The organism is Paraflavitalea speifideaquila, assembly GCF_032395985.1.
GTDB classification, from domain to species: Bacteria; Bacteroidota; Bacteroidia; order Chitinophagales; family Chitinophagaceae; genus Paraflavitalea; species Paraflavitalea speifideaquila.
Window position 1 is genome coordinate 1,803,627 of the sequence record NZ_CP135920.1, and the last position, 23,854, is coordinate 1,827,480.

The following is a 23,854-nucleotide window of genomic DNA, read 5'->3' on the forward strand; positions in this document are numbered from 1 at the left end:
TGGAAGATATGGAGGTATTGGAAAAAGCCATGGAGCTCAATCCCGAAGATTACAAGGCCCTCTATTATATGGGCAATTTCTATTACGCCAAACGGCGTTATGACGATGCCGGCACTTGCTGGAAAAAGTCAACCGCCCTATACGATACCTTCCCTACCGCCCATAGAAACCTGGGCATCGCTTACTACAACAAGTTCAACAAAAAGAAAAGGCACTGGTGGCTTTTGAAAAAGCCTTTGCCTGCGATGAGCTTGATGCCCGTGTATTGTTTGAATTGGACCAATTGCACAAACGCTTTAACAAACAGCCTGCCGACCGTTTATCCTACTTACAACAATATGAACACCTGGTGGCAGAGCGCGACGACCTCTATACAGAGTATGTACTACTGCATGCCCTCACCGGTCAATATGCAAGTGCCCAACAATTATTGGCAGCACGCAATTTCCATCCCTGGGAGGGTGGGGAAGGGAAGACCTCCCGTCTCCATATTTTCATTCATGTAGAACTGGCCCGCCAGGCCATCCAGGAAAGCAAATGGGAAGAAGCGCTGACCTGGCTGCAACAAGCACAACAATACCCGGATGGCCTGGGAGAAGGCAAACTCTATGGTGCCCAGGAAAATGATATTCATTATTGGATGGGCGTGGTATATACAGCTTTGCACCAATCCGAAAAAGCACTGGAATATTTTACCCGCGCTTCTGTTGGATTGGAAGTACCTGCCCAGGCATTTTTCTACAACGACCAGCAGCCTGATAAGATCTTTTACCAGGGCATGGCCCTGATGAAGCTGGGTAAAAGAAGCAGCCCATACCCGGTTCAACAACCTGGTACGTTATGGCAGTGAGCATAGCAATAAGAAGGTTAAGCTGGATTATTTTGCCGTTTCCCTGCCCGATCTAACCGTATTTGATGATGACCTCGATCAGCGCAACAACATCCATTGCCATTTTCTGCAGGGACTGGGTTACCTGGGCTTGCAACAATGGGAGCAGGCCGCTGAACAATTCAAACAAGGACTGGCGCTTGATCCTGCCCACGAAGGCATTATCCTTCACCAAGCCATGCTCGATATAAAACGAAAAGAAATGAACAAAGTATTATCCTGACCCAACCAAACCTTTCATTATCCAATGCAAAACCAGATTCCGTAACCTTATACCTATCAAACTGTTTCTGTTTCCGGTTGCTTGCGATTAGTATTGCCTTATCCTTTCTATAGTACCAACTTGGGTATTCACTCGCTCACACTCGCTCGCCTCCGGCGAGTGAGTTGAATGAGTAAGCCGGAGGCTTACTACTACCCAACTACTATTCCTGGCTGCCGGCGTTAACGCTTGTACACATTTATAACGCCAATATGAAAAAGTAACCTATCACCTGCTGCCGCTTTTATGCCTTTGCCTGTTAGGGGTACAGTGTAAAAAGGATGAAAGTGGTGCGCCGGTTTACGGCCCCCATCACAAACCATTGTATTTACCGAAACATCCGATTTTATCATCGACAGTACCGGCAAAACCATTACTGCCAAAACAACCATCCAGGCAGCCAACGAGCTGCAACAAGTTGAGCTCATTTACCAGCCCTGGAACATTGCCAAAACCATTACCAGCTTCCCCAATCCCAAGTCCTATTCCTTAAGTGAGTCCATCCTCATACCGGCCAATGCAGGTCTGAAGATCCATGCTGTAACCATCAAGGCTACCGACAAGCAAGGCGCTACCAACTTTACAGAAGTGAAAGTGGGCTTGCAGGACCTCAATTACAATAAACTTTACCTGGCCGATGTAGCCGATGCCGCTGCTTTAAGTACCGACCTGTTTGGCGTACCCATGGTGATGGATAAAACAGGATCACATACCTACCAACTCATCTATTATGCCCGCACCGCCAATATAAAACTGCGTTTTATTCCCAATAAAACCAGCTTTACACCCGTAGCCATTGGCCTCGATCCGGCCAATCCCCAAAAACTCCTCACCACAGGCAGCCAATCACTCCCCATTACACTGGGCGCTAAAGGATATTATAAAATCACCGTCAATACCCTGCTGCTTACCTATACCGTAGAAAACTTTACCCCATCGGGCAATGCCCAGGCCCAGGTAGCCATCGTAGGCCGGGGCTTCTATGATTTTCCCAATATGAACTGGCAGAATGCCCTGCCCGACCTCATCCTGATGGACAAAGACCCCGTCAACAAATTCCTCTTCACCAAACAGGTTAAACTAGGCACACCACCCGGACAAACTTATAACACCGCTCAATTCATTCTGACCACCAACAATGGCTGGACCAATTTCTGGCGCTTCGATGATGCCCTTAGCCCCGAGCTGGCTGTTTTTAATGCCGGCGCCAATACCGATATTCCTATTACCACCACGCCCGTTACCTGCCTGTTCACCTTCGATACCTATACAGGCCGCGTACAAGCCATCAGACAATAAACCATTCAAAACACTGCAGTATGAAAAATAGCACACCCCATCTCTTTACGATCTTCTTACTCCTCCTCATAACAGGCTGTAAGAAAGACGGCGAAAAACTGCCCGATGCACCCAATCCGCCCAGGATCACCGTATCCAACGATATCGTGATCACCTCACTGGGCGGGGAATTTTATGGAAGCCGACCTGGCCGATTCAGTAGGACTGAAGTCTTTTACCCTGCGTTATGACGATTGGTACCTGTACAATACCGTTACGTTGAAGGATAGCAATTATCCCCGCCAATACCACGTACGGTATAAGTTCCGGATGCCCGATACCGCCGCCAATAAAATTCACAGCATTACCCTGACTGCTACCAATGTAGGCAACAAGGAAACCGCGGCTCAATTCAAGATACTCCTCAATGCCGATTCCCCGAAGATGTACCTGGTAGATGATCCCAACCCGGCCAGGCTCACCAACGATCTTTTGGCCTGCCCATGCTCATCAAAAAACTAACTTCCTATACCTACGAAGCCACTTATTATGCAGCGGCGGCCAATACCAAAATATGGTTCATTCCAGGCAAAACAGCCCTCAAGCCCATCATGTATGGTATCGATCCCGCCAACAATGCAAAGCTTACCGGCGATTACGCCAATGCACAACCCATTATATTGCCCGCCATTGGCTATTACAAGATCAATTTCCATACCCTCAACCTTACCTATTCCGTAACCCCTTTACCCACCCCCAATCCAGCCAATGCTTACCCCCAGGTAGCCCTGGCAGGTCAGGGGTTTTATGAATTCCCCAATATGTTGTGGCAAAACACAATGCCTGATCTGATCTTAATGGATAAGGACCCTGTGAACCCTTACCTGTTTACCAAAACACTGAAATTGGGTGTACCCCTGGCCAAACCTATACAGAAGCCTCTTTCATTTTTACCACCAACAATGGATGGACCAATTTCTGGCGGTTCGACAGCGGCACCGATCCCGAAGCTGCCGTTTTTAATGGCGGCAATACCGGTGGCCCTTTCCCCATCTCGTCTACACCGTTACCTATAAGGTAACCTTCGATACCTATTTAAACAGAAGCAAATTTGAAAAGCAATAAATTCAAAAAGATAGTTATGAAGATCACAACAAAGTTGGCTGCTTGCCTGGCTGTTCTATTGCTTGCAATCACCACCAACTCCCTTGCCCAGGTCAACACCCGGGGCCAGGTAAAAGGACCCGAAGGCACTCCCTTGCCCGGCTCTACCATTACCGAAAAATGGTAAGGCCGTGACCACCACCAACCAGGATGGTTATTTTTCTTTGAAAGTAAGCAGTGGCGCCATAATCATCATCTCCAACATAGGGTACGAATCAAAAGAACTACCTGCTGCAGCCAATATGGATATTGTACTCACCCCAAATCCACCAACCTGGCCGATGTGGAGGTGATTGTAGATAAAGGTTATGGCAAAAGCAAGCGCATCGCCGTTTCCTCTTCCATTGCTTCCGTGCGCGGCAAGGATATCCAAAACCAGCCGGCCTATAACCTCGGTACCTTATTACAAGGTAAGGCCACCGGCGTACAGGTTACCAATACCAGCAACGGATACCCTAAAATTTTGATTCGCGGGTTTACCACCCTCAACACCAATACCGATCCCCTCATCATCATGGATGGTATCAACCTGGGCCGGGCCAACCTCAACCTGGTGAATGTAAACGATATTGAAACCATCGACATTTTGAAGGACGGCGCTGCTGCTGCCATTTATGGAAGCGATGCGTCAGGCGGCGTAATTGTGCTCACCACCAAAAGAGGCAAAGCCGGTAAAACACAAACCGAAGCCAATGTGAACTATGGAACAGAGTTTTATAAAAACCCCAACATGGCCGATGCCAACGAATACATAGAGATACAGAAAAAGGTTTTCCAATTACACCGTACCCACCTGGGCCCAAAATACCGATTGGTGGGGCACCGTTGTAAAGCCTGCCAATGTGGTCAACGCCAACATCAGCATGAGCGGCGGCAGCGATAAACTCACTTCCTATGGCAGCCTGGGTTATTACCGTACCGAAGGTCCTTATTACTATGGCCATACCCAACGCGCTACCGCCAGGGTCAACATAGATTTTAAACCCAACCGCTTTATCAAAGCAGGTACCAGCCTGTACCCCGGTGGGAGAACTGGCAAAACTCAGGATTAGGTGATCTCATGCCCGCCATGCGTACCGAACCTACCTTGCCTATTTTTGTGAGCAGGCCCGGCCAAAATGAATACAGCCAATACTCCGCTTCCTTCATTGAAAGAAATGCCAACCCGGTAGCTGTATTGGCCCGCTCACGCCACAACTGGAATTATTTTATTGGTCTCATCGGTGATGTGCACGTAGATATATCCCCTATCAAGAACCTCACCCTGCGCAGCCAGGTAGGCATCAATACCGGCAATACATTTTCCCGTTCTTATTCACCACCTTTTTATAACAATGCTTTTGGCGCCCGCGATCAGAACTACGACAGCGTGGCTTCCAAACCCGATCAAACAAAAGACAATTACCTATATGCCTCCCGCGCTTATTCTTCCAGCAGGTACAATGTGGATTGGCGTATTACCAACTCCGCCAACTACTTCTACTCCATCGGCAGCGATCACCGGTTCAATTTGTTGATCGGTACCGAATCGAGAAAAGAAAGTGGCGCCAACAATTCCACCGGTCGTGCCTACATACCAGTTGATCAGCCGGGCTTGTGGAATCCCAGCAATGCTGGTACACCTATTTTATCCACCTCACCCAATAACTTTATCAGCGCCGACGGCAGCCGCTATAAAGAAACCTGGCTGTCCTACTTCGGTAGACTGAACTACGAATACGCCAACAAATATTTTATCGAAGCATCCGTACGTAGAGATGGGTCATCCCGTTTCCCGGCCAACAACAAGTATGGTACCTTCCCTTCCGTCTCCGGGTCCTGGATCGTATCCAATGAAAAGTTTGCACAAGGCCTCAAACAACTTTCCTTCCTCAAAATACGCGGTGGTTATGGCACCGTGGGCAACGCCTCCTTCAACGATCCTTCAGTAGGCCTCGATCTGTTGAGCACCCGCATCGTGAGTTACGGTGGCCCCAATAACTATTATGTAATTGGTGGTGCGCCTTCCAGCATTTTGGCCCTGGCAAGGCCAGGCAACCCCGGCCTGATATGGGAAACCACACAGGATATCAATGGCGCCATCGAATCCTATTGGTTAAAGAACAGACTGTACGTAAACCTCGAAGTATACAACCGCCAATCAAAGAACGTATTGTTCTTTGACGATGCTGGCCGCCCCGACCTGGGTATCCGCAGCGGCTCCTGGTACAACCTGGGCACCATGGAAGTAAAAGGTATAGAAGCTGTAGTGGGTTATAAAGACAAACTGAAGAATGGCCTGGTATACGATGTAAGCGTTAACCTGTCCAGGAATCGCGTATACCTCAACGAACTCGGCACCAACAAAGTACCCATCCTGGCTACCTCACAAGGTTCTTATAGGGTGGGGAAGATCTTGGCGGCAGCCTCATCAAGGTAGAAAAAGAAGGTGGCCTGCTGGGCAACTTCTATGGCTATGAAGTATTGGGCGTATTCCAAAACTGGTTTGAAATAAATGCCCATACCGATAAGAATGGCAACAAGATCCAACCCAATGCTGTACCCGGTGATTTCAAATTTGCCGACCTCAACAGCGATGGCATGATCAACGAAAAGGACAAACACGTTATGGGCAATGCCTATCCGAAATTGGAAATAGGTATCAACCTGCGCGTAGAATACAAAGGGTTCGACCTGGCAGTAACCGGTTACGGCCGCTTTGGACACAAAGTATTTTGGGTAGCCAAGAAATGGTTTGAAATGGGTGCCCTGGGCTCCAATGTATTCAAAGGTTCACTCAACAAAGCCTGGAGTGGCGAAGGTTTCACCAACGCTTACCCCCGCTTCATCAACGATGCACAGGATGCCAACAACAACCTCAAATCGTCCAACTCCTGGTTCATTGAGAATGGTGATTATTTCAGGTTAAACAATGTGCAGTTCGGTTATACCCTAAGTCCCCGGTTGTCCGAAAAATTACACATCAACCGTCTAAGGGTCTATGTAAACCTGCAAAACATTGCCACCTTCACCAGTTACAAAGGATTGAATCCCGAAATATTCAATACCGATTTTGGTTTGCTGGCCCCTGGCTTCGATCTGTCACAATCACCTACCCGCAAGGCCGCCACTTTTGGATTGGCCATTGGCTTATAAATTATTTCATTTTATTAAAAGCGTTTGTATGAATACAATAAACAGGATAGTTACCGCGCTCATCGCATTGATCCTGCTAATAATAACAGGTTGCAACAAAAGTTTCCTCGACCGGGAGCTGATTGGCGTCAACCCACAATCGGGATCACTCGACAATCCGGAAAATGCGCGGGCTGCCTTGAATGCCTGCTATGCCTATGTCAATGGAGGCGATTGGAACCAGGCCTTGTTTCCCCGCCTGTTAATGGAATCCAGTACCGACAATGGATGGGGCGCCAACGACTACCAGGACCGCCCCGCCGAGCTAGGCGTTTGTGATTTTACCGGTGTTAGCCCCAATAATTCTTATATCGATTACTTCTATAAGAACATGCACGAGGGTGTGCGCAACTGCAATTTTGTGATCACCTCCCTCGAAAAAGTAAAGACCCTGCCCGAAGGGACCAGGAACCGGTATATGGCAGAAGCCAAATTCCTGCGCGCCTGGTTCTACTTTGAACTGGTCAAGCATTTTGGCGCTGATGTAATGCACAATACCTTCGATGCCAACGATGCTACCTTGTTCCTGCCCAAAACACCTGTAGCCGATATCTACAAACAGATCTACAAAGACCTGCAGGAAGCCAGCGCCGGATTGCCGGAGAGAGATGAATATGGCAGTGCCGATATAGGCCGTGCCACCAAAGGCGCCGCCCTGGGATTCCTGGCCAAAGCCTATTTATTCAATGGCGATTATCCAAATGCCGAGACCACTGCCCAAACCATCATCGCATCCAACAAATACAAACTCGAAACTACTTTCAGTAAAATATTTGAACCCGAAAATGTGAATGGCACTGAAAGCCTTTTTGAAGTGAATTATAAGAATGCTGTAGGTTTTGGCAATGGTCCCATACCAGCCGAAGTAACCGGTGCGGCCACCGTTGATGGGGGCTGGGGATGGTTTGGATTGACCAGCGATCTGGAAAATGCCTACCTGGCCGAAGGCGATGCCGTACGCCGCAAAGCCACCATCAACAAGGCCGGCGAAGTGGTCGACAATGAATTGCCTGCCCGCATTTTCCCATCCCACCTCATCAGCGGTAAACCCGCCCATACCTCTTTCCGTTATTATCGAAAGTTTTATATTCCATTAAATAAACGCGTAGGATCACCCTGGCCCTATAATGACCTCAAAATGCGTTTTGCCGAGGTACTCCTCATTCATGCCGAAGCTTCCGCTTTCAACAACAAAGAACCCCAGGCCCTGATCTCCCTTAATAAGGTGCGGACGCGCGTAGGCCTGGCCGATAAAACAGGCATCAGCAGTGATGCCCTGAAGCTGGCCATCTGGAATGAGCGCCGCCTGGAGTTGGCAGGGGAAGGCACCTTCCGCTGGGACGATATTCGTCGCATTACCATCAACGGCAAAAACTCATTGCCCTGCTCATGGGACCCAATGGAACTTTTGTAAAGTACAATACCACCACCAGCACCGACCCTATTGAAAAAGCCGGCCACCGGGAGGCCATTAATAAAGGGTATTATTTTAAAGAAGGCATCAATGAATTATGGCCCTTCCCGGCCAGCGCCATCAATGCCAACAGCGCCCTGGTACAAAACCCGGGGTATTAAGAATACGTCAAGGGTGGGTCGCCCTTTCAGGGGCGGCTCACCCTGATTAAGAGAGTTTCCGCTTCACTCGCTCGCCTCCGGCGAGTGAGTGTATTTACAAGCCTCCGGCTTGTTGTAGCAAGCCAGCTTCGACGAGCCCCTATAGGGGCTCCCGCTTTATAGAAAAATGTATTTAAGGAGTTTTGTGCGCCATAGGCGCACAACCCTACCGCAAATTCTAAAATTATAATACGTGAAAACCAGAACCTATTTTTATATGATGATCAATTTGATAGCCGCACTCTGCCTGCTGGCCTGTAACAAATTTGGCCCGCCCACACCGCCGCCCGATCCGGTAAACCCTTGTATCTACAATGGCGTGGATACCTGCGCGGCCAATGCTTCCTTGAAAGCAACCATCAGCCTGGGCAGCGAAAAGCAAACCATCCACAGTTTTGGCGCTTCCGATTGCTGGGGCGTTAAATTCATTGGTAAGAACTGGCCCTTGGACAAACGCAACCAGATAGCCGACCTCTTGTTCAGTAAAGACCTTGATGCCAATGGTAATCCCAAAGGCATTGGCCTTTCCATGTGGCGCATCAATGTGGGGGCCGGTAGTTATGAACAAGGTGCGGCCAGTAAGATCAGCTCCGAATGGAGGCGCGAAGAATGCTTTCAAAATGCAGCGGGTGTATACGACTGGAACAAACAAGCGGGAAACCGTTGGTTTGCTCAGGCTGCCAAAGCAAGAGGTGTAGAGAATTTCCTGCTATTCTCCATTGCACCCCCTGTTCAAATGGCAAAGAATGGATTGGCTTTTGGCGATGGGGGAGCAGAATTGGGCAAGCTGAATTTGAAGGCCGATAAATACGATGACCTGGCCGACTTCCTCACAGAGGTAGCCAAGAACTATACACAGGCAGGTATTCCCATCCAATACATCAGTCCTTTCAATGAACCACAATGGGATTGGACCGCCAAAGGAGGATCCGAAGCCAGCCAGGAAGGTTCTTCTGCAACCAATGCCGAAGCATTCCAACTCATCAAAGAACTGCAAACTCAACTCACCAATAAATCCCTTACCTCAAAGTTGGCCATTGGCGAAGTGGCTCAGCACAGCTATGCCTATGGCCCCATTACAGGCAACCCAAACCGCAGCGATGTCATCAATTATTTCTGGAATCCCACCAGCCCTGGTTATATCGGCTCCATGAGTGGCGTGGAAAAGATCATCAGCAGCCACAGTTATTTTTCACAGCCCGATATGGCTTCTTTGATCTCCAACCGCCAAAGTTTGGCCAATAAAGTAACCGCAGCCAACCAGGGATTGAATTACTGGCAATCCGAATATTGCATCCTGAGCGACGAAGACAATATAGCCGGTGGCGGCCGCGACCTCGGCATCAATGCAGCCCTGTACATCGCCCGCGTGATCCATACCGACCTCGCCATTGCCAATGCCAGCTCCTGGCAGTGGTGGCTGGGCATCAGTCCTTCCGATTACAAAGATGGACTGGTATATGTGGCTGATGCAAATGGCAATATGGGTGAGCTGCCTGCTACCAAAAATGATGGCCTCGTCTATAAATCCAAAATGTTGTGGGCCCTGGGTAATTATTCCCGTTTTGTAAGGCCCGGTATGATCAGGGTAGAGGCGACTATTGAGGGCATTACAAGTCCACAAACCGCGGCTGCCAAATTGATGATCTCGGCCTACAAGAATCCCACTACCAAAGAGCTGGTCATTGTGGTGATCAATATGAGCAATACCGGTGAAAAGATCAAACTGGCCGGATTGAATTTCGCCACCGCCCAACTAAAAACCTATACCACTTCCGATAACAAGGAATTACAATTCACTGAATCGGCAGCGGGCGAAAACATTAAGATCGGCGCGAAGTCCATTGTTACATTTACAGGTACCTATAAATAACCAGGCGTGTGAAAACAAGAAACAAATGTCAGATTGTATGCTGTCTACGATGTCAGGTGGAGTCCCGCCAGCTGACGGGAAAACCGTCTTAGGGTGGGTCTCTAAGGGCGGCTCACCCTGGTTGTCAAAACCGCCTTCTTGCACTCGCTCGCCTGGCGGGATGAGGCTATTCCGTAGCCTCCGGCTACAAACATCGGCGGTAAACTGGTACCTTGTCGATACCCTCCAGGGGCGGCTCATCCTGAATCACAGAATCCGGCACTCGCCAGCCGCTGGCTGGTGACGCCTATTTCAAAGCCGCTGCCTTCCATTGGCGCCTTTAGGTGCCACAGCTTTGTAGAAAAAAATATGATGTATTCAATGCGGCGCCATAGGTGACGCAACTTTTTCCTTGATTAAACGATTTCTTATATGAAGTATTTTCTGTTGATGCTGGTAGCCGCTTTAGGCATTGGTAATGTGCGTGCACAAGAATTATCCTTGGCTGGCAACTGGAAAGTAAGCCTGGCTTCGCCCGATGCACCGGCCCATTCCATTCACCTGCCAGGCACTTTGGATGATGCAGGCATCGGTACAAAAATACAGTAGCGCCCTCCTTGGATATTGCTGCCCTGGCCCACCTGGCCCGTAAAGTGCAATTCATTGGCAAAGCGTATTATACCAGGCGTTTTACAGTACCGGCCAACTGGCAATCCAAACAGATCAGTTTAACACTCGGCCGCGTATTGTGGTCATCCTCCGTATGGATAGATGGCGTGCTTGTAAAAGAAAACCAGGAGAGCCTCGTTACACCACATCAATACGACCTGACCACTTACATCAAACCTGGTAAAACCCAGCAACTCCTTATTTGTGTTGACAATGAAAATATTCATCCCGGCATCAACGTATATGCAAAACAATACCCGGCCAAAGAAAGCAGCGAAATGGCCCATGCCTATACCAACCATACCCAAATAAAATGGAATGGCATCCTGGGCAATATAACCCTCACTGCCCGCCCACAGGTACACATTGAGCACATCATTATCCGGCCCGACCTGCAAAACAAAAAGCTGCACATTCGATACAAAGTAAACAACCCCGCTGGCCAAAATGGCAACATCGCTTTTGCCGTAGTGAATCCTGCAACCGGCAGATCCTGGCCAATAGGTGTTGTCAACTCAGGCGTCTTGGATGGCATTACAGTAGCTGAGATTCCCTTTGCTAAAAATGCACAAAACTGGAACGAGTTCAACCCACAGCTTTACCAACTCGTTGCCGTTCTGAAATCAGCAGCAGGTACCGATACCGTACGGTCTTCCTTTGGTCTGCGCGAGTTGACTACCAAGGCAGGCGATCTATACCTCAACGGCAACAGGATATTTATAAGAGGCAACTTGGAATGCATCATCTTCCCCTTGAAAGGTTATCCTCCCATGCAGTTGAAAGAATGGAAAGCCTTGTTCACCACCGCCAAGTCTTACGGCTTGAACAGCTTTCGTTTCCATAGCTGGTGCCCGCCCGCTGCTGCTTTTGAAGCCGCCGATGAACTGGGTTTCTATTTGCAGGTCGAACTACCACACTGGAGCCTGAACGTAGGAGAGGATAGCGCCTCCTTTGCCTTTCTCGAAAGCGAAGCCCACCGCATACTGGATACCTATGGCAATCACCCCTCCTTCCTCTTCTTCAGCATGGGCAATGAACTGGAAGGCGATTTCAGTAAGCTCAACAACCTCGTGGCTACCCTCAAAGCAAAAGACAACCGCCACCTGTACAGTACCACCACCTTTACCTTTCAAAAAGAATTGACCGGCTTGCCTCAGCCACAGGACGATTACTATGTCACCCAATGGACCAAAAAAAGGGTGGGTAAGAGGACAGGGCGTTTTTAATGATGAAGCGCCCAATTTTTCAAAAGACTATACCGCTGCCATAGCCGGTTTGGATATTCCCATCATTTCACATGAGATTGGACAATACTCCGTCTTCCCCGATATGCAGGAGATAGCCAGATACAAAGGCAACCTCTTGCCGCAGAATATGATTGGTATCAGGAACGATCTCACTAAAAAAGCCATGCTGCAACTGGCGCCCGCTTATCTCAAAGCAACCGGCAAGTTTGCTACCTTATTGTACAAAGAAGAAATAGAACGCGCGTATAAAACCAAAGGTTTTGACGGATTCCAGTTGTTGCAGTTGCAGGACTTCCCCGGGCAGGGTACTGCCCTCGTAGGTTTGCTCAATGCATTCTGGGAAGCCAAGGGATTTTTAACCCCGGCAGCATTCAGACAGTATTGCAGCGAGCTGACTCCCTTGCTGCGTTTCCCCAAAGCCATTTATACCAATGCCGAAACATTCAACGCCACCATCGAGCTGGCCAACTTTTATAAGCCATTACCCAATGCCGTATTACGGTGGACGATTAAAGACAACAAGGGCGCCGTATTAAAAACCGGTACCACAACATCCCGGCAATACCCTATTGGCAATTGCCTGCCGGCCGGTGAAATTAACTACAACCTGTCTGCCGTCAGCCTGGCCCGTCAATTAACCGTTGAAGTAGCTGTAGCAGGTACCTCTTACCGGAATGAGTGGCATATATGGGTATATCCGGCAGCTTTACCCGGGAACAACAAAGACGTACTGGTTACCTCTGCTGTTGATCAAGCCCTGCAGGCATTGCAGCAGGGCCGTAAAGTATTATTATGTCCCTTGCCCGATACCTTAAAAGGCATTACCGGTAAATTTGTCCCTGTATTTTGGAGTCCCGTACATTTTCCCAACCAGCCCGGCACCATGGGATTGTTGATCAATGAGCAACACAAAGCCCTGGCCAGTTTCCCTACTTCCTTTCACAGCGATTGGCAGTGGTGGGATCTTGCCATACACAGCAAAACATTGGTTGCCGATAGCCTGCCACAACAAGCCATTATTGTGCGGGTGATCGATAACTTTGTACGCAACCATCACCTCACCAACCTGTTTGAAGCGAAGGTGGGCAAAGGCAGCTTGATTGTTTCAGCCATTGATATTTTATCCAACTTAGATCAACGTCCACAAGCCCGGCAATTAAGATACAGCCTCCTGCAATACATGAACAGCCCTGCTTTCAAACCCCAGGTCAATGTACAACCAGCCACCATTCAAAACTATTTTAAATAATCAGCTTGATCACTAAGGTGGGTCGCCCTCAAGCCCTGCTCTTGTTGCGCTGCAGGGCGGCTCACCCTGGCTGTTACCTCCTTGCCTCAATGTCTTGTTGAACCTGTTTCAAACCCTCCGCCTCCTCCTGCCTTTCATCTGTGAAATAGCTTTAATCCTCTGTTAGCGCCAGCCAGCAGGTTGCCAATAGTAAGTAATCAACCCTACACTCGGGGAGGAGTAGGCCCGTCTGGCCGCCCGGAGGGATCGGGTCAGACTTGATCTTTTGATTCCTTTGCATCAAGGCAAAAGAACCCAAAAGCCGCCCCCTTTCAAGGCACTTACAATACCTGGCGTAAGGAACTGTCATCCAAATTTGTTAGCACTAGTATGCGGCCCGGCCCTGCGTGTAGCAGTTACCACATTAAATAATGGATCAGGTGAAAATATTAAGTTATCTCCTATAATTTCTATGATTGCGCCGCTGGGTTCGTCAGTGTGGATCGACCGTCATCGATGAACGATGTCCCGTCGTGATGGCCCAGTAGTCAATCCACTGCCGCCGGATACCGTTAGCTCGGTTAATGAGTTCAGCACTTGGCTTTCGACCGTGCTCCACGATCACCACGATCCCGGTGTTGAAATGTCGCTGGGAATGATTGACGTCGGGTAAGCGCGGACCCTCCGCGGCGATGACGTCTTGAATCGTAATCCTCATTCGTTGGCCCTTGAAGATGGGACGTCCGTTTGCATCCGTGCCGATCTGCATAAGCGGCCTCACGAGGTAGAAGTCGGGCACCTCAGCGGCGGCAATCAATCCCATCAGGTAGAGTTCGAGATAGGAGTACCCCGAGGCAGGTACAAAAAAGCCATCGCGCAATTTGGTGAACGTGCCGTCGGGATTGTCTTGCCACGCACTTCCACCTTGGGTGGAAGCCTCCAGAGGCAGTGAATAAGGATACGCCACCCGTGCCTCCAATCCGGGATCCCAATGGGGCCACGTTCCGAGCTTGATCGTCTCGCCATTCACATGGGCAGTAGCATATGCCGACCAGCGGTGTCCGATCTCATGACCGAGATGCCCAACGGCATAATTGTATGGACGGGGCTTCCCGTCGGGTGTCGCCTGTCCGAGCGGGCCTGTATAGAACGCAATATTTTTCGGATTTCCGCCTGGCGCATTGTCGGGCGGGCTCTCTTGCATTTCGTTCGCACCGACAAAGATTGGATGATACAGGCCGAGCTGAAATCGCCCACCCGTGCAGCGGCTCCCGAGGATCGGTTTCGTTTGAGCTTGTTTGGTATCCCCGATCCCGGTGACCTTGCCACCAATCGGCCCATCGCTCGGGCTGCTGGCCTCCTGGTTGTCGATCCGGAAATCCGAATAGTAGGCGAGAAAATCGAACTTGTCGCCCAGCGCCTGAATGACTGTGCAGGAAAGATCCTGTGGTCGGGGCGGCCTCAGGTAATGAAACGACTCATACAACGCTGCGAACGGACCGCTCTTCGGAGTCAGACTGGACAGGTCAATGGATTGCATACGCTTACCCGCCGATAAGATTGGGTAAATCCCCACGATGCCGTCTTTCGCTGCCATGGTCTTGTACGACATCTCGATTGAGCCGTCGCGGTGCAGGACAGCCTGAAACATATTGGTCGTGGGGAACCAGGAAAAATCCAAATATCCTCCGAATGATTCGGTGAGATCCCATGTGATGACGAGGCGATCAGCCAACTCCCGCACGTAGCGCGTGCCGGACATCCTGGGCTTCAGAAACACGCAAATGGCTGGTGCACGTTCACCCAGACTGGGGCCACTTCAGCGAGATGGTCAAATCGTCCAATGGCCGAAGCGATTCCGCCATCAGGGCGACCGTACGCATCGATATCACCCACGCTCAGTGACGGACCGAATCGAATGGAGCCCGACGCCCCCACGGAAAATGAACTCCACCGTTGCCCTGAAAGGGAAACGTGAACCGCTGAAGCCTGACGTCAGCACCGGTGAATTCCACACCATAGGTGGTGTCCCATCGTAAAGGCTCATTCGTCACATGGTAGCTGGAACCGGCTTTACTAAATCGAAGCGTGCGGCCGGCAAGATCAAACAGGTTCGATTCCCCAAGCGCTGCACTGTGCAACTCGATCACGATTAAATCGCCTGCTACCGATACCTGACCGATCGAATGTCCGGGTGTTATACCGTTTTGTCCGCAAGACTGTTTGTTAATGAATAATAAAACAAATAGAACATTAATTAAAAAGATATGCTGTTTCATAAATTGCGTACAATGTTGGGATATTTACGAAGGCAGGGAATTCATTGATTGTCCAGCCTTGCTTTTACAAATACTTTTGTCTGGTGCTTGCCTGTCTTTCCATTTATTGTTGCAGTTTTCTTTGATTCCTTTTTCAATGTTTTTCTCAACAACTGAGTTTCTATCATCAAAATCTGAAGTAAACGCCTATCCAATATATCCTTATTTTATTGGGCTTAACCGGGTTGTGACATTTGTCAATACAATATCAAGTGCCCGTCTGTCATACATTTCTCCATTCACGACAACAGCATCAATCAATCGTAGATTCTCAATGTTTTGAGTTGGGTCGGCATTTAATATAACAAGGTCTGCCAGGTGCCCTTTTTCAATAGCACCCAATTTGTTTTGCTTTCCAAAAAAATGGCGGGATTGATAGTAGCTGATTGAAGTGCTTCTAAAGGGCTGAGTCCTGCCGCAACCAAATATTGTAATTCATCATGCAAACCAAATCCCGGAAGTACATAAGGGAAGCCGGTGTCAGTTCCTGCCAGAATCGAAATACCTGCTTTAAATAGCGGTAAAACCATATTTGCCCTCGCTTTTAACATCCAGTCCATAAACCATTTATCCCTTTTGGACCAGTCACCAGTTTGGCTATTCCAGAAGGATATAAGCTCAGGTGAAATGTATTTCATTAAGGAATCCTGCCTTTGTAAGATCTTCTTGTAATTCGGCGGAACAGCATACACTGAAAGTGTCGGGGTAACATTAACTCTGTGTTTTATAAGTACAGAAAAAGACGTTTTAGGCTTTCTTCGGTAGGGTAAATATTTTGAAATTCTTTTATGGTATCACGGGCAAAAGGAATTCCAAGCATGTGTTCCAGGGAGCGTTGGCCGGCTTCGGCAGCTTCTTCACCTGAAATGACAACGGCCGTGCTGGATGCGGGAACATGACCTGCAAAGGGAATGTGAAGTTTTGAACATTCGCTGGCGATAGCATAATACACTTCTCTGGTGAGTCCGCCGTGTACTTTAATAAAATCAATGCCGAGCGAAACAAGCGAATCCACTACATGCTTGGCGTATTCAGTAGTAGTAACGCCAATTTGATAGTCGGGCAGTGATTTTCCCCATTCAAAATTGGCCCGCAGGAAACAATCCTCGGGCCTGTAATTAGACCCGAATGAATCTGATTCCTCCATAGCTGTATTGAATCAAAACTTTTAGTACCCATATCCCTGACTCCGGTGATTCCATTTGCAATAAATAGTGGCAAAGAATAACCAGTCGCATTTCCTAGATGAACATGCATGTCCCAAAGCCCGGGGATAATAAATTTACCTTTGCCATTAAAGATCTTAGCGTCATGAGGTAGCTTGATTTTCTTGGATGACCCGACGGCTGATATGACGCTGTCGGTAATTACAACTGTCATGTCGTGAAGGATTTTCCCATTCTTTACATCAACGATTGTAATAGGGGTTATATAACAAGCGGGTGATGTACGTTGCGAAAAACAATACTCAAATAGGAGCAGTATAAAAATTAATAAGACGGTTTTTTTCACGGTTCTTAATTGAAGCTTCAATGTACGATTTATTTCGTATTTAAAATACTTAGCCTTGGCCCTGTAGATGTACTGGTGCCCCAACCGACTTGTAAGTTTACCAGCCATTCAAACCCGCAGGTCGCCTAAAACAATAACCAACCTCACACCCTGAAACCACAACAACTAACCCCAATGCTACCAAGGGTCGCCTTAAACAATAACCAAAGTTGCACAGGGGGAGGAGTAGGCCCGTCTGGCCGCGCGGAGCGATCGGGCCAGACTTGATCTTTGGTTCTTTTGCATCAAGGCAAAAGAACAGAAGGAGCTTGCAAAAGAACAGAAAAACTGCCCCCTGGCACAAGCTGCCGCTTAAAGGTGGGTCGCTCTGCAGCCTTGGTGTATGCAGCGCTGTAGAGCGGCTCACCTTCATCAGAAAACCCCGGTGCGCCGGCGTCCTGGTACCCCAACCGAACAGTAAGTTTACCAGTCATTCAAACCTACAGGTCGCCTAAAACAATAACCAACCTTACACAGGAGGAGGAGTAGGCCAGTCTGGCCGCCCGGAGGATCGGGCCAGACTTGATCTTTTGGTTCTTTTGCATCAAGGCAAAAGAACAGAAGGAGCTTGCAAAAGAACAGAAAAACTGCCCCTGGCACAAGCTGCCGCTTAAAGGTGGGTCGCTCTGCAGCCTTGGCGTATGCAGCGCTGTAGAGCGGCTCACCTTCATCAGAAAACCCCGGTGCGCCGGCGTCCTGGTACCCCAACCGAACAGTAAGTTTACCAGTCATTCAAACCTACAGGTCGCCTAAAACAATAACCAACCTCACACCCTGAAACCACAACAACTAACCCCAATGCTACCAAGGGTCGCCTAAAACAATAATCAACCTTACACAGGGGAGGAGTAGGCCCGTCTGGCCGCGCGGAGCGATCGGGCCAGACTTGATCTTTTGGTTCTTTTGCATCAAGGCAAAAGAACATAGAAAAAGGGCCGCCAGGCACCCTGGTAAAAGAACAAAAAAGCCCTTGGGGCTAAACCAATCCAATCTTATTACCATTACTGGCGCGTATGCGGCACTGCGTGTAGCGGACTCATATCATTCCATTCATCTGCGAAATTCATTCTAATCCGCATAATCCGCGATTCAATCTGCGCCTCAATCAGCGTAATCCGTATTCTAATCAGCGTATCAGCGATTCAATCAGTGATCCATAAGAATATCCATTATTTCCACAATTATAGCTATTGTATAAAATCAGTATCCTGAATATTTTCATAATGTTATTTTCATCCCTTCATTACCAAACTTGCCATTATGAAAAAAACTGTACTCATCGTATGGATGATTGCCTATGTATTGCCCGGAATTTCCCAAACCAACCTCGTCGTTGATCCCAATAGCCGCTACCAAACCATCGAAGGCTGGGGGGTGTCACTGGCCTGGTGGGCCAATGTGGCCGGTGGCTGGTCCGATGACAAAATAGACACCTTATGCACCTGGCTTACCAGCCCCACTGGTTTAAACATGAATGTGTTCCGCTTCAACATTGCCGGGGAAGAAAATCCTGCCCACAACCATTTCCGGTACAGCGCCCAGTTGCAGGGCTACAAGACCACCGAAGCAGGCCCTTATGATTTTACCAGGGATCTTACCCAGCGCAAGATCCTCCTGAAGCTAAAAACAAAAAGAAGCGATTGTATTTTTGAGGCCATTGCTTATTCACCTCCCTACTGGATGACCAACAGCGGTTGTACAGCCGGCAATACAGGCGGTACCGATAATTTAAAGACCGCCTATTATGATGATTTTGCCGATTACCTCACCGAAGTAGTAAAATATTACCACGACAATTACGGCATTACTTTTAGAACATTGGCACCCATCAATGAACCCAGCTCTGGCTGGTGGTATGTAAATGGTGGACAGGCCGGTTGCCATTTTTCCTCGGCCAACCAGGTCAGTATATTCAATGAAGTGTACAGCAAGCTACAGTCAAAAACCATGTTGAGCTATTGTACCCTCAGCGCCATGGATGCCAGCAATCCCCGCGAAACCATCAACGAGCTGAATGTATTTGCGGCCAATAACATCCTCTCCAAAATAAGCCAGGTCAATGTGCATGCCTATACCCATTTGGATTCCATAGTACAGTACCAGCAATTGTACGATACCGTAAAGAAATACCAGAAACGTTTATGGCAGTCCGAATCAGGCCCCTGGGGCTGGGCAGTATTCCCGGCGATGGTTTTGCCAATAACTTATACATGACCGATGCCCTCATTAAGGACATGCGCAACCTGAAGCCCGTCGTGTGGTGCGATTGGCAGTATGGCGACCTGGGCAATACCTGGTGCCATATACAATACGATTCCAATGCCACTTTTGCCAAAATACCCAATTATTACAACCGCATGCAGGTATCCAGGTTCATCAAGCCCGGCTATACCCTCATTGCCAGCAGTGAGGCCGCTTCCCTGGCCGCTATCAATCCTACCAACGATACCATTGCCCTCGTCATCAACAACAGCTCCCTGACCGATAAAGCCTATTCCATCAACCTCAATTTATTTGGCGCCACCGGCAGCACCGCCCAGGTATACCGCACTTCCACTGGTATGGAAGGCGCCCATTATTCCGGGTCTGCTTACCAGGTATATACTTACCAGTTGATCACCGGTATTCCCAATGGCACCTATACCGCCAAAGCCTGGGTCAAATCAAGTGGCCGTCAGTTGCAATGCTACCTGGGTGCAAAAATTATGGTGGCAGTGCCCTTACCACCAATATACCCCGTTCCGCTGCCTGGACCCAGGTCACCATCACCAATATCAATGTTACCAATGCACAATGCGAAATAGGTATTTATTCTGATGGGATTAGCAACACCTGGTGCGAGTTTGATGATATTGAGCTTTACCTCAATAGTGCGCCCGGCGCCAACTATGTGGCCAATTACAATTTTGAAAATACCAATGTGTTTTCTCAAACCATTCCCGGCTGGAGCACCGCCAATACCGCCGCTGCCGATTATGTCCAAAGCCTTAGCCATGGCAATAATGAAGAATGTGCCTTACTAAGCCCCGTGTCTGTTTCAAATGGCATATTCAGTTTTACTGCCAATAAAAATCCATTAGCACTTTACTCATTCCCGTTACCCAGGCCACCGCCACACCATTGACCAGCGGTAATTACCGGTTGATAGCCAAACACAGCAGCAAATACATGACCGTGGCCGGGTGGTCCGATTCCGATGGCGCCATTATCGAACAATGGGATTCCGTCAACCAGTCCAACCAGGTATTCAATATACAAGCTACCCCCGGCGGGTATAAATTACTGCCATCCTACAATGCCAGGGCCGTTACCGTCAATGGCTACAGCAATGCCAATGGTGGTGCCATCAACCAGTGGGCCGATTATGGGCAAACCAACCAACGGTTTAGTGTGGTAGATGTGGGTGGTGGTTACTACAAGATCGTTTCCCGCAGCAGCGGCAAATGCCTGGCTGTTACCAACAATGGTACCGCCAATGGCGATGACATTGTACAATGGGATTGGTTGAATTATGATAATGCCAAATGGAAATTGAACCCCGTAGCTTTAGCGTCTCCCCTGGCCAATGGCACCTATACCATCAAGGCCAAACACAGCAGCAAAGTAATGTCCGTGGCCGGTGAGTCCACCGGCAATGGCGCCATCATCGAGCAGTGGGCCAATGTATGCCAGGACAATGAGAAGTTTACCGTTACCTTTACCAGCGCAGGTTACACCATCAAGCCCGTATACAACACAAAATTGCTTACCGTCAGCAACCAAAGCATTACCAACGGCGCCGCCCTGGTGCAGTGGGATAACCTGGGCCAATCCAATCAGCGCTTTGAACTTGCCGATGCGGGCAGCGGTTATTACAAGATCGTTTCCCGTTACACCAATAAAACCCTGGCCGTATTGGGCAGCGGTACTGCCAATGGCGATGATATTGTACAGTGGGAATGGTTGAACAACGACAATTTCAAATGGGCTTTTGAAACACCCTGTAATTCCTTGATGGGGGAAGAATCATTACCACGCCTGTTATTGCAGGCGCAACAGCCGATAGCCTGGCTGCGTCGGGCATCCTATCCGTAAAAGTATTTCCCAATCCCGCCAGCCGGTATCTCCATATTCAATACCAGGGCCCGCCCAATGCCCGTATTGAATTGTTTGATAGCGAGGGCAGGCGAAGACTGGTAAGAGCGGGCGTCAAAAACAATCTTACTATAAGCGTAGAAGAATTGCCCAAAGGTGTCTATTGGCTAAAAGCCACGACAACCCAACAACAGGTAGTTACCAAAATAATGATTCAATAAACCTGCAAGCTGGTTGCCCCGAAGAGGCCGTTTCCAAATTTTATTGAGGCGGCCTCTTTTACTTTTGTGGAGGGCCATTGCTGCCCGCCGTTTCATACCTCAAATATTTTTACTCACTGCTCGAAGCTGTAGGCCTGCCCACCCTTCGGCGCAAGCTGCCTCTTTAAGGTGGGTCGCTCTGTCGCCCGGCAAATGCAGCGCTGTAGAGCGGCTCACCTTTATCAGGAAAGAGGTGACACTTTTTCGTTTTCGTGGCAAGGGAAAGGTGTCACGGCTTAGCCCCTGGCGCAAGTATGCCTCTTTAAGGTGGGTCGCTCTGTCGCCCGGCAAATGCAGCGCTGTAGAGCGGCTCACCTTTATCAGGAAAGTGGTGACACTTTTTCGTTTTCGTGGCAAGGGAAAGGTGTCACGGCTTAGCCCCTCGGCGCAAGCTGCCTCTTTAAGGTGGGTCGCTCTGTCGCCCGGCAAATGCAGCGCTGTAGAGCGGCTCACCTTTATCAGGAAAGAGGTGACACTTTTTCGTTTTCGTGGCAAGGGAAAGGTGTCACGGCTTAGCCCCTGGCGTATGCAGCCCAGCCCGGTACACTGGCGTACTTGTGCCCTTCTGGTTATGGTAATCCTTCCTCCAATCTGCGAAATCCACTATCTAATCAGCGCAATCCACTCAAATCTGCGTAATCAGCGATTCCGCCTGCCAATGCCCAACCAACCAGACAGCAATGCAAATACCCCATAACAAAAACATCAAAAGTTGCTCCAACAAAATTAAGGGGGCATGCCCGGCTTCCCTTCGCTACTTCTGTCTTTACCACAGCTATTCTATTAGAAACAAAAGGATTGCCGACTGCCGATTGACGATTCACGGTTGCCAACCGCTATCGAAGCATACGCATTCACTATTGACTATTCATACCCTTACTCACGGCTCCCCACTGACAACTCACACATCATACCCCACGCACTTTAGCCTCATTTTTATTATGGCAGCAAAGAACATATTGGCAAGCTAATTGTTGTTTAAAGGTAGTGTTTGATCAAGCCATTCCTGCCACGTACCACTATCATATCCGGGATGGAGTTTGCAACCTGATAACAGCCGGTTTACACTTTTCCATAAAACTATTTTAAAAGTAAACAAAGGACAAACAGGTAATCATTATGCCCATATATCAAAACATATGAAAGTTAAATCAGATAAATGCCTTCTTAATAGTTGTATTTTACCTTATATTACAGCGTACTTTCTACGATACTATAGTGGTATTACAGCGGTCTTATAGCGGCCTTATAGCGATGTTATAGCGACCTTATAGCGATATTCCTTCTGCTTTCCTTGTGCTCTCCTTCTGGGTTCCTCCTCATTTACTCCTGATTAAGGCCATATTTCCCCTTCCTCATACCATATCCGGTATTAAATATCTTCCCTGATCTTTTGCTTTACGCATTGCACAGGGAGTATTAAAGCACAGCGTATGTAGCCTCCTTTAAGGGATCTTCGATTTGTAACAATTTGTTGTGTATTCAATGCGGTGCCGCAGAACTTGTCCCTCTGCAGCGGAATAGCGCTACGACCAGCTTAAAAGGCTCGGGCGCTACCTCCGGTACATTCCATGAATGGCCATCATGGTTGCCCGATGCGTCACTTCCTCTCCGCGAGTAAACCAACACATTAATCAGTCCTGACAAGAAATTTATCCGAAACAACGGCTTTGTACAACCAGGTGCCGGGATAATAATGGCCCCCATTGTAAGGACCATCGCGAAGGGTTACCTTGTCTGCCGATAAGGCCAGGCTCCATTCCTGCACACCGGAAAAATATTCTTTGGTGAACCGGTAGCTGGTTTTTTCCAAGGGTCGTTGCTGGCTCGATAGCAAAGTGCCGAGTTTATCCACGTATACTTTTCGGCCATCCGCCCCGGTCGTGTAACCCTTACTCCATTTTTGAATAATGCTGCTTTGAGGCGTAAGCGTTATTGTATTGCCATTTATTGAGTAGCTGCCACTTTCTTTTGCCAGAATAATATCGGGCAGGTAAGAAAAAGTCCGGCTAACAAAACTGTACCTGCCGTTCTTATCAAACAGGTATTGACAGCTGAAGTACCCGTGGAGGCCATTACCAACATCATGGCTATTGTTATTGGTCGAGGCTTTTACCCAGGTGCCAATAACCGACGAGCGGTCGCTTATAACAGTTTGCTGCGTGGTAGCCGTTGGCGCCTTTTCCGTTTCCGGCTTTCCCATCGAGATCGTGCTCAAAAATGCTGCACGAACGACAAATATGCCTGATCATTGGTAACGGCAACAATACTCAC

The 23,854-nt window shown here is 48.7% G+C and carries 28 protein-coding genes; 22 read left to right on the forward strand and 6 right to left on the reverse strand.

The genetic code is table 11. From position 1 onward, the window contains the following. Window positions 1-217 precede the first annotated feature (217 nt). Entirely contained in the window at window positions 218-850 is a 633-nt protein-coding gene (locus tag RS881_RS12535) for a hypothetical protein (protein WP_315821381.1), read from the forward strand. Between the two features lie 52 nt (window positions 851-902). On the opposite strand, the gene RS881_RS12540 is transcribed toward RS881_RS12535, so the two are convergent. Next, window positions 903-1,064, reverse strand: a complete 162-nt coding sequence (locus tag RS881_RS12540) for a hypothetical protein (protein WP_315821382.1) — start codon at window positions 1,062-1,064, stop codon at window positions 903-905. A 675-nt stretch (window positions 1,065-1,739) separates the two neighbouring features. Between RS881_RS12540 and RS881_RS12545 the strand changes: the two genes are divergently transcribed. The 16 genes from RS881_RS12545 (at window position 1,740) to RS881_RS12620 (ending at window position 13,398) form a co-directional block, all read left to right on the forward strand. Next, a complete protein-coding gene (locus RS881_RS12545) occupies window positions 1,740-2,450 on the forward strand; it encodes a hypothetical protein (RefSeq protein ID WP_315821383.1) in 711 nt (236 codons plus the stop codon). A gap of 20 nt (window positions 2,451-2,470) precedes the next feature. After that, the gene (locus RS881_RS12550; RefSeq protein WP_315821384.1) at window positions 2,471-2,680 is read left to right on the forward strand and encodes a hypothetical protein; all 210 of its coding nucleotides are present in this window, start codon (window positions 2,471-2,473) and stop codon (window positions 2,678-2,680) included. Continuing rightward, window positions 2,625-2,951: a hypothetical protein gene (locus RS881_RS12555; protein ID WP_315821385.1), complete on the forward strand. Its 327-nt coding sequence runs from the start codon at window positions 2,625-2,627 to the stop codon at window positions 2,949-2,951. Before RS881_RS12550 ends, RS881_RS12555 begins: the two co-directional genes overlap by 56 nt. Next, window positions 2,933-3,505 (forward strand): cadherin repeat domain-containing protein, encoded by a 573-nt coding sequence (locus RS881_RS12560; RefSeq protein ID WP_315821386.1) that lies wholly within the window; start codon window positions 2,933-2,935, stop codon window positions 3,503-3,505. The genes RS881_RS12555 and RS881_RS12560 overlap by 19 nt, the downstream gene beginning before the upstream one ends. A gap of 65 nt (window positions 3,506-3,570) precedes the next feature. Continuing rightward, window positions 3,571-3,720: a hypothetical protein gene (locus RS881_RS12565; protein ID WP_315821387.1), complete on the forward strand. Its 150-nt coding sequence runs from the start codon at window positions 3,571-3,573 to the stop codon at window positions 3,718-3,720. Between the two features lie 4 nt (window positions 3,721-3,724). After that, window positions 3,725-3,886 carry a hypothetical protein gene (locus RS881_RS12570; protein ID WP_315821388.1) on the forward strand — a complete coding sequence of 54 codons (162 nt, stop codon included), beginning with the start codon at window positions 3,725-3,727 and terminating at the stop codon, window positions 3,884-3,886. Beyond that, window positions 3,877-4,476: a TonB-dependent receptor plug domain-containing protein gene (locus RS881_RS12575; protein ID WP_315821389.1), complete on the forward strand. Its 600-nt coding sequence runs from the start codon at window positions 3,877-3,879 to the stop codon at window positions 4,474-4,476. The genes RS881_RS12570 and RS881_RS12575 overlap by 10 nt, the downstream gene beginning before the upstream one ends. Beyond that, window positions 4,436-4,645: a hypothetical protein gene (locus RS881_RS12580; protein ID WP_315821390.1), complete on the forward strand. Its 210-nt coding sequence runs from the start codon at window positions 4,436-4,438 to the stop codon at window positions 4,643-4,645. Before RS881_RS12575 ends, RS881_RS12580 begins: the two co-directional genes overlap by 41 nt. A gap of 17 nt (window positions 4,646-4,662) precedes the next feature. After that, window positions 4,663-6,012, forward strand: a complete 1,350-nt coding sequence (locus RS881_RS12585; RefSeq protein WP_315821391.1) for a SusC/RagA family TonB-linked outer membrane protein — start codon at window positions 4,663-4,665, stop codon at window positions 6,010-6,012. A 44-nt stretch (window positions 6,013-6,056) separates the two neighbouring features. Further along, window positions 6,057-6,728, forward strand: a complete 672-nt coding sequence (locus RS881_RS12590; RefSeq protein ID WP_315821392.1) for a hypothetical protein — start codon at window positions 6,057-6,059, stop codon at window positions 6,726-6,728. A gap of 28 nt (window positions 6,729-6,756) precedes the next feature. Further along, the gene (locus tag RS881_RS12595; protein WP_315821393.1) at window positions 6,757-8,181 is read left to right on the forward strand and encodes a RagB/SusD family nutrient uptake outer membrane protein; all 1,425 of its coding nucleotides are present in this window, start codon (window positions 6,757-6,759) and stop codon (window positions 8,179-8,181) included. Further along, a complete protein-coding gene (locus RS881_RS12600; protein ID WP_315821394.1) occupies window positions 8,157-8,342 on the forward strand; it encodes a RagB/SusD family nutrient uptake outer membrane protein in 186 nt (61 codons plus the stop codon). The genes RS881_RS12595 and RS881_RS12600 overlap by 25 nt, the downstream gene beginning before the upstream one ends. A gap of 232 nt (window positions 8,343-8,574) precedes the next feature. Continuing rightward, window positions 8,575-10,254, forward strand: a complete 1,680-nt coding sequence (locus RS881_RS12605) for a glycoside hydrolase (protein WP_315821395.1) — start codon at window positions 8,575-8,577, stop codon at window positions 10,252-10,254. A gap of 411 nt (window positions 10,255-10,665) precedes the next feature. Next, window positions 10,666-10,842: a hypothetical protein gene (locus tag RS881_RS12610; RefSeq protein ID WP_315821396.1), complete on the forward strand. Its 177-nt coding sequence runs from the start codon at window positions 10,666-10,668 to the stop codon at window positions 10,840-10,842. Window positions 10,843-10,850: 8 nt separating this feature from the next. Beyond that, window positions 10,851-12,128: a glycoside hydrolase family 2 protein gene (locus RS881_RS12615; RefSeq protein WP_315821397.1), complete on the forward strand. Its 1,278-nt coding sequence runs from the start codon at window positions 10,851-10,853 to the stop codon at window positions 12,126-12,128. Then, on the forward strand, window positions 12,076-13,398 hold the full coding sequence (locus tag RS881_RS12620; protein ID WP_315821398.1) for a DUF8487 domain-containing protein: 1,323 nt from the start codon (window positions 12,076-12,078) through the stop codon (window positions 13,396-13,398). Before RS881_RS12615 ends, RS881_RS12620 begins: the two co-directional genes overlap by 53 nt. A 472-nt stretch (window positions 13,399-13,870) precedes the next feature. Here the strand turns inward: RS881_RS12620 and RS881_RS12625 are convergent, their stop codons facing one another. The 4 genes from RS881_RS12625 to RS881_RS12640 all read right to left on the reverse strand — a co-directional run bounded on the left by RS881_RS12625 (window position 13,871) and on the right by RS881_RS12640 (window position 16,842). Beyond that, window positions 13,871-15,157: a hypothetical protein gene (locus RS881_RS12625; RefSeq protein WP_315821399.1), complete on the reverse strand. Its 1,287-nt coding sequence runs from the start codon at window positions 15,155-15,157 to the stop codon at window positions 13,871-13,873. A gap of 118 nt (window positions 15,158-15,275) precedes the next feature. Next, on the reverse strand, window positions 15,276-15,656 hold the full coding sequence (locus RS881_RS12630; RefSeq protein ID WP_315821400.1) for a hypothetical protein: 381 nt from the start codon (window positions 15,654-15,656) through the stop codon (window positions 15,276-15,278). 335 nt (window positions 15,657-15,991) lie between these two features. Continuing rightward, window positions 15,992-16,333 (reverse strand): hypothetical protein, encoded by a 342-nt coding sequence (locus tag RS881_RS12635; RefSeq protein ID WP_315821401.1) that lies wholly within the window; start codon window positions 16,331-16,333, stop codon window positions 15,992-15,994. Window positions 16,334-16,419: 86 nt separating this feature from the next. After that, a complete protein-coding gene (locus RS881_RS12640) occupies window positions 16,420-16,842 on the reverse strand; it encodes a hypothetical protein (protein ID WP_315821402.1) in 423 nt (140 codons plus the stop codon). A 1,664-nt stretch (window positions 16,843-18,506) separates the two neighbouring features. On the opposite strand from RS881_RS12640, the gene RS881_RS12645 reads away from it, so the two are divergent. The 5 genes from RS881_RS12645 (at window position 18,507) to RS881_RS59385 (ending at window position 21,541) form a co-directional block, all read left to right on the forward strand. Further along, window positions 18,507-19,460 carry a glycoside hydrolase gene (locus RS881_RS12645; RefSeq protein ID WP_315821403.1) on the forward strand — a complete coding sequence of 318 codons (954 nt, stop codon included), beginning with the start codon at window positions 18,507-18,509 and terminating at the stop codon, window positions 19,458-19,460. Continuing rightward, entirely contained in the window at window positions 19,388-20,050 is a 663-nt protein-coding gene (locus RS881_RS12650) for a glycoside hydrolase (protein ID WP_315821404.1), read from the forward strand. The genes RS881_RS12645 and RS881_RS12650 overlap by 73 nt, the downstream gene beginning before the upstream one ends. Before the next feature lie 86 nt (window positions 20,051-20,136). Then, window positions 20,137-20,370, forward strand: a complete 234-nt coding sequence (locus RS881_RS12655) for a hypothetical protein (protein WP_315821405.1) — start codon at window positions 20,137-20,139, stop codon at window positions 20,368-20,370. Further along, complete coding sequence (locus RS881_RS12660; protein ID WP_315821406.1) at window positions 20,367-21,320, forward strand: RICIN domain-containing protein; 954 nt, start codon at window positions 20,367-20,369, stop codon at window positions 21,318-21,320. Before RS881_RS12655 ends, RS881_RS12660 begins: the two co-directional genes overlap by 4 nt. Continuing rightward, entirely contained in the window at window positions 21,308-21,541 is a 234-nt protein-coding gene (locus RS881_RS59385) for a T9SS type A sorting domain-containing protein (protein ID WP_350340213.1), read from the forward strand. Before RS881_RS12660 ends, RS881_RS59385 begins: the two co-directional genes overlap by 13 nt. Window positions 21,542-23,210: 1,669 nt before the next feature. Here the strand turns inward: RS881_RS59385 and RS881_RS12665 are convergent. Further along, window positions 23,211-23,783, reverse strand: coding sequence for a hypothetical protein (locus tag RS881_RS12665; protein WP_315821407.1), 573 nt, complete (start codon window positions 23,781-23,783; stop codon window positions 23,211-23,213). Window positions 23,784-23,854: the final 71 nt, after the last annotated feature.

Bases quoted from the DNA above. Each gene is read 5' to 3' on its own strand.
- RS881_RS12665 (WP_315821407.1), bottom strand. From the start codon at position 23,783: ATGGGAAAGCCGGAAACGGAAAAGGCGCCAACGGCTACCACGCAGCAA.
- RS881_RS12645 (WP_315821403.1), top strand. From the start codon at position 18,507: ATGAAAAAAACTGTACTCATCGTATGGATGATTGCCTATGTATTGCCC.
- RS881_RS12630 (WP_315821400.1), bottom strand. From the start codon at position 15,656: ATGAAACAGCATATCTTTTTAATTAATGTTCTATTTGTTTTATTATTC.
- RS881_RS12600 (WP_315821394.1), top strand. From the start codon at position 8,157: ATGGGACCCAATGGAACTTTTGTAAAGTACAATACCACCACCAGCACC.
- RS881_RS12565 (WP_315821387.1), top strand. From the start codon at position 3,571: ATGAAGATCACAACAAAGTTGGCTGCTTGCCTGGCTGTTCTATTGCTT.
- RS881_RS12650 (WP_315821404.1), top strand. From the start codon at position 19,388: ATGGCAGTCCGAATCAGGCCCCTGGGGCTGGGCAGTATTCCCGGCGAT.
- RS881_RS12640 (WP_315821402.1), bottom strand. From the start codon at position 16,842: ATGGAGGAATCAGATTCATTCGGGTCTAATTACAGGCCCGAGGATTGT.
- RS881_RS12635 (WP_315821401.1), bottom strand. From the start codon at position 16,333: ATGAAATACATTTCACCTGAGCTTATATCCTTCTGGAATAGCCAAACT.
- RS881_RS12610 (WP_315821396.1), top strand. From the start codon at position 10,666: ATGAAGTATTTTCTGTTGATGCTGGTAGCCGCTTTAGGCATTGGTAAT.
- RS881_RS12555 (WP_315821385.1), top strand. From the start codon at position 2,625: ATGGAAGCCGACCTGGCCGATTCAGTAGGACTGAAGTCTTTTACCCTG.
- RS881_RS12560 (WP_315821386.1), top strand. From the start codon at position 2,933: ATGCTCATCAAAAAACTAACTTCCTATACCTACGAAGCCACTTATTAT.
- RS881_RS12620 (WP_315821398.1), top strand. From the start codon at position 12,076: ATGTCACCCAATGGACCAAAAAAAGGGTGGGTAAGAGGACAGGGCGTT.
- RS881_RS12585 (WP_315821391.1), top strand. From the start codon at position 4,663: ATGCGTACCGAACCTACCTTGCCTATTTTTGTGAGCAGGCCCGGCCAA.
- RS881_RS12595 (WP_315821393.1), top strand. From the start codon at position 6,757: ATGAATACAATAAACAGGATAGTTACCGCGCTCATCGCATTGATCCTG.
- RS881_RS12550 (WP_315821384.1), top strand. From the start codon at position 2,471: ATGAAAAATAGCACACCCCATCTCTTTACGATCTTCTTACTCCTCCTC.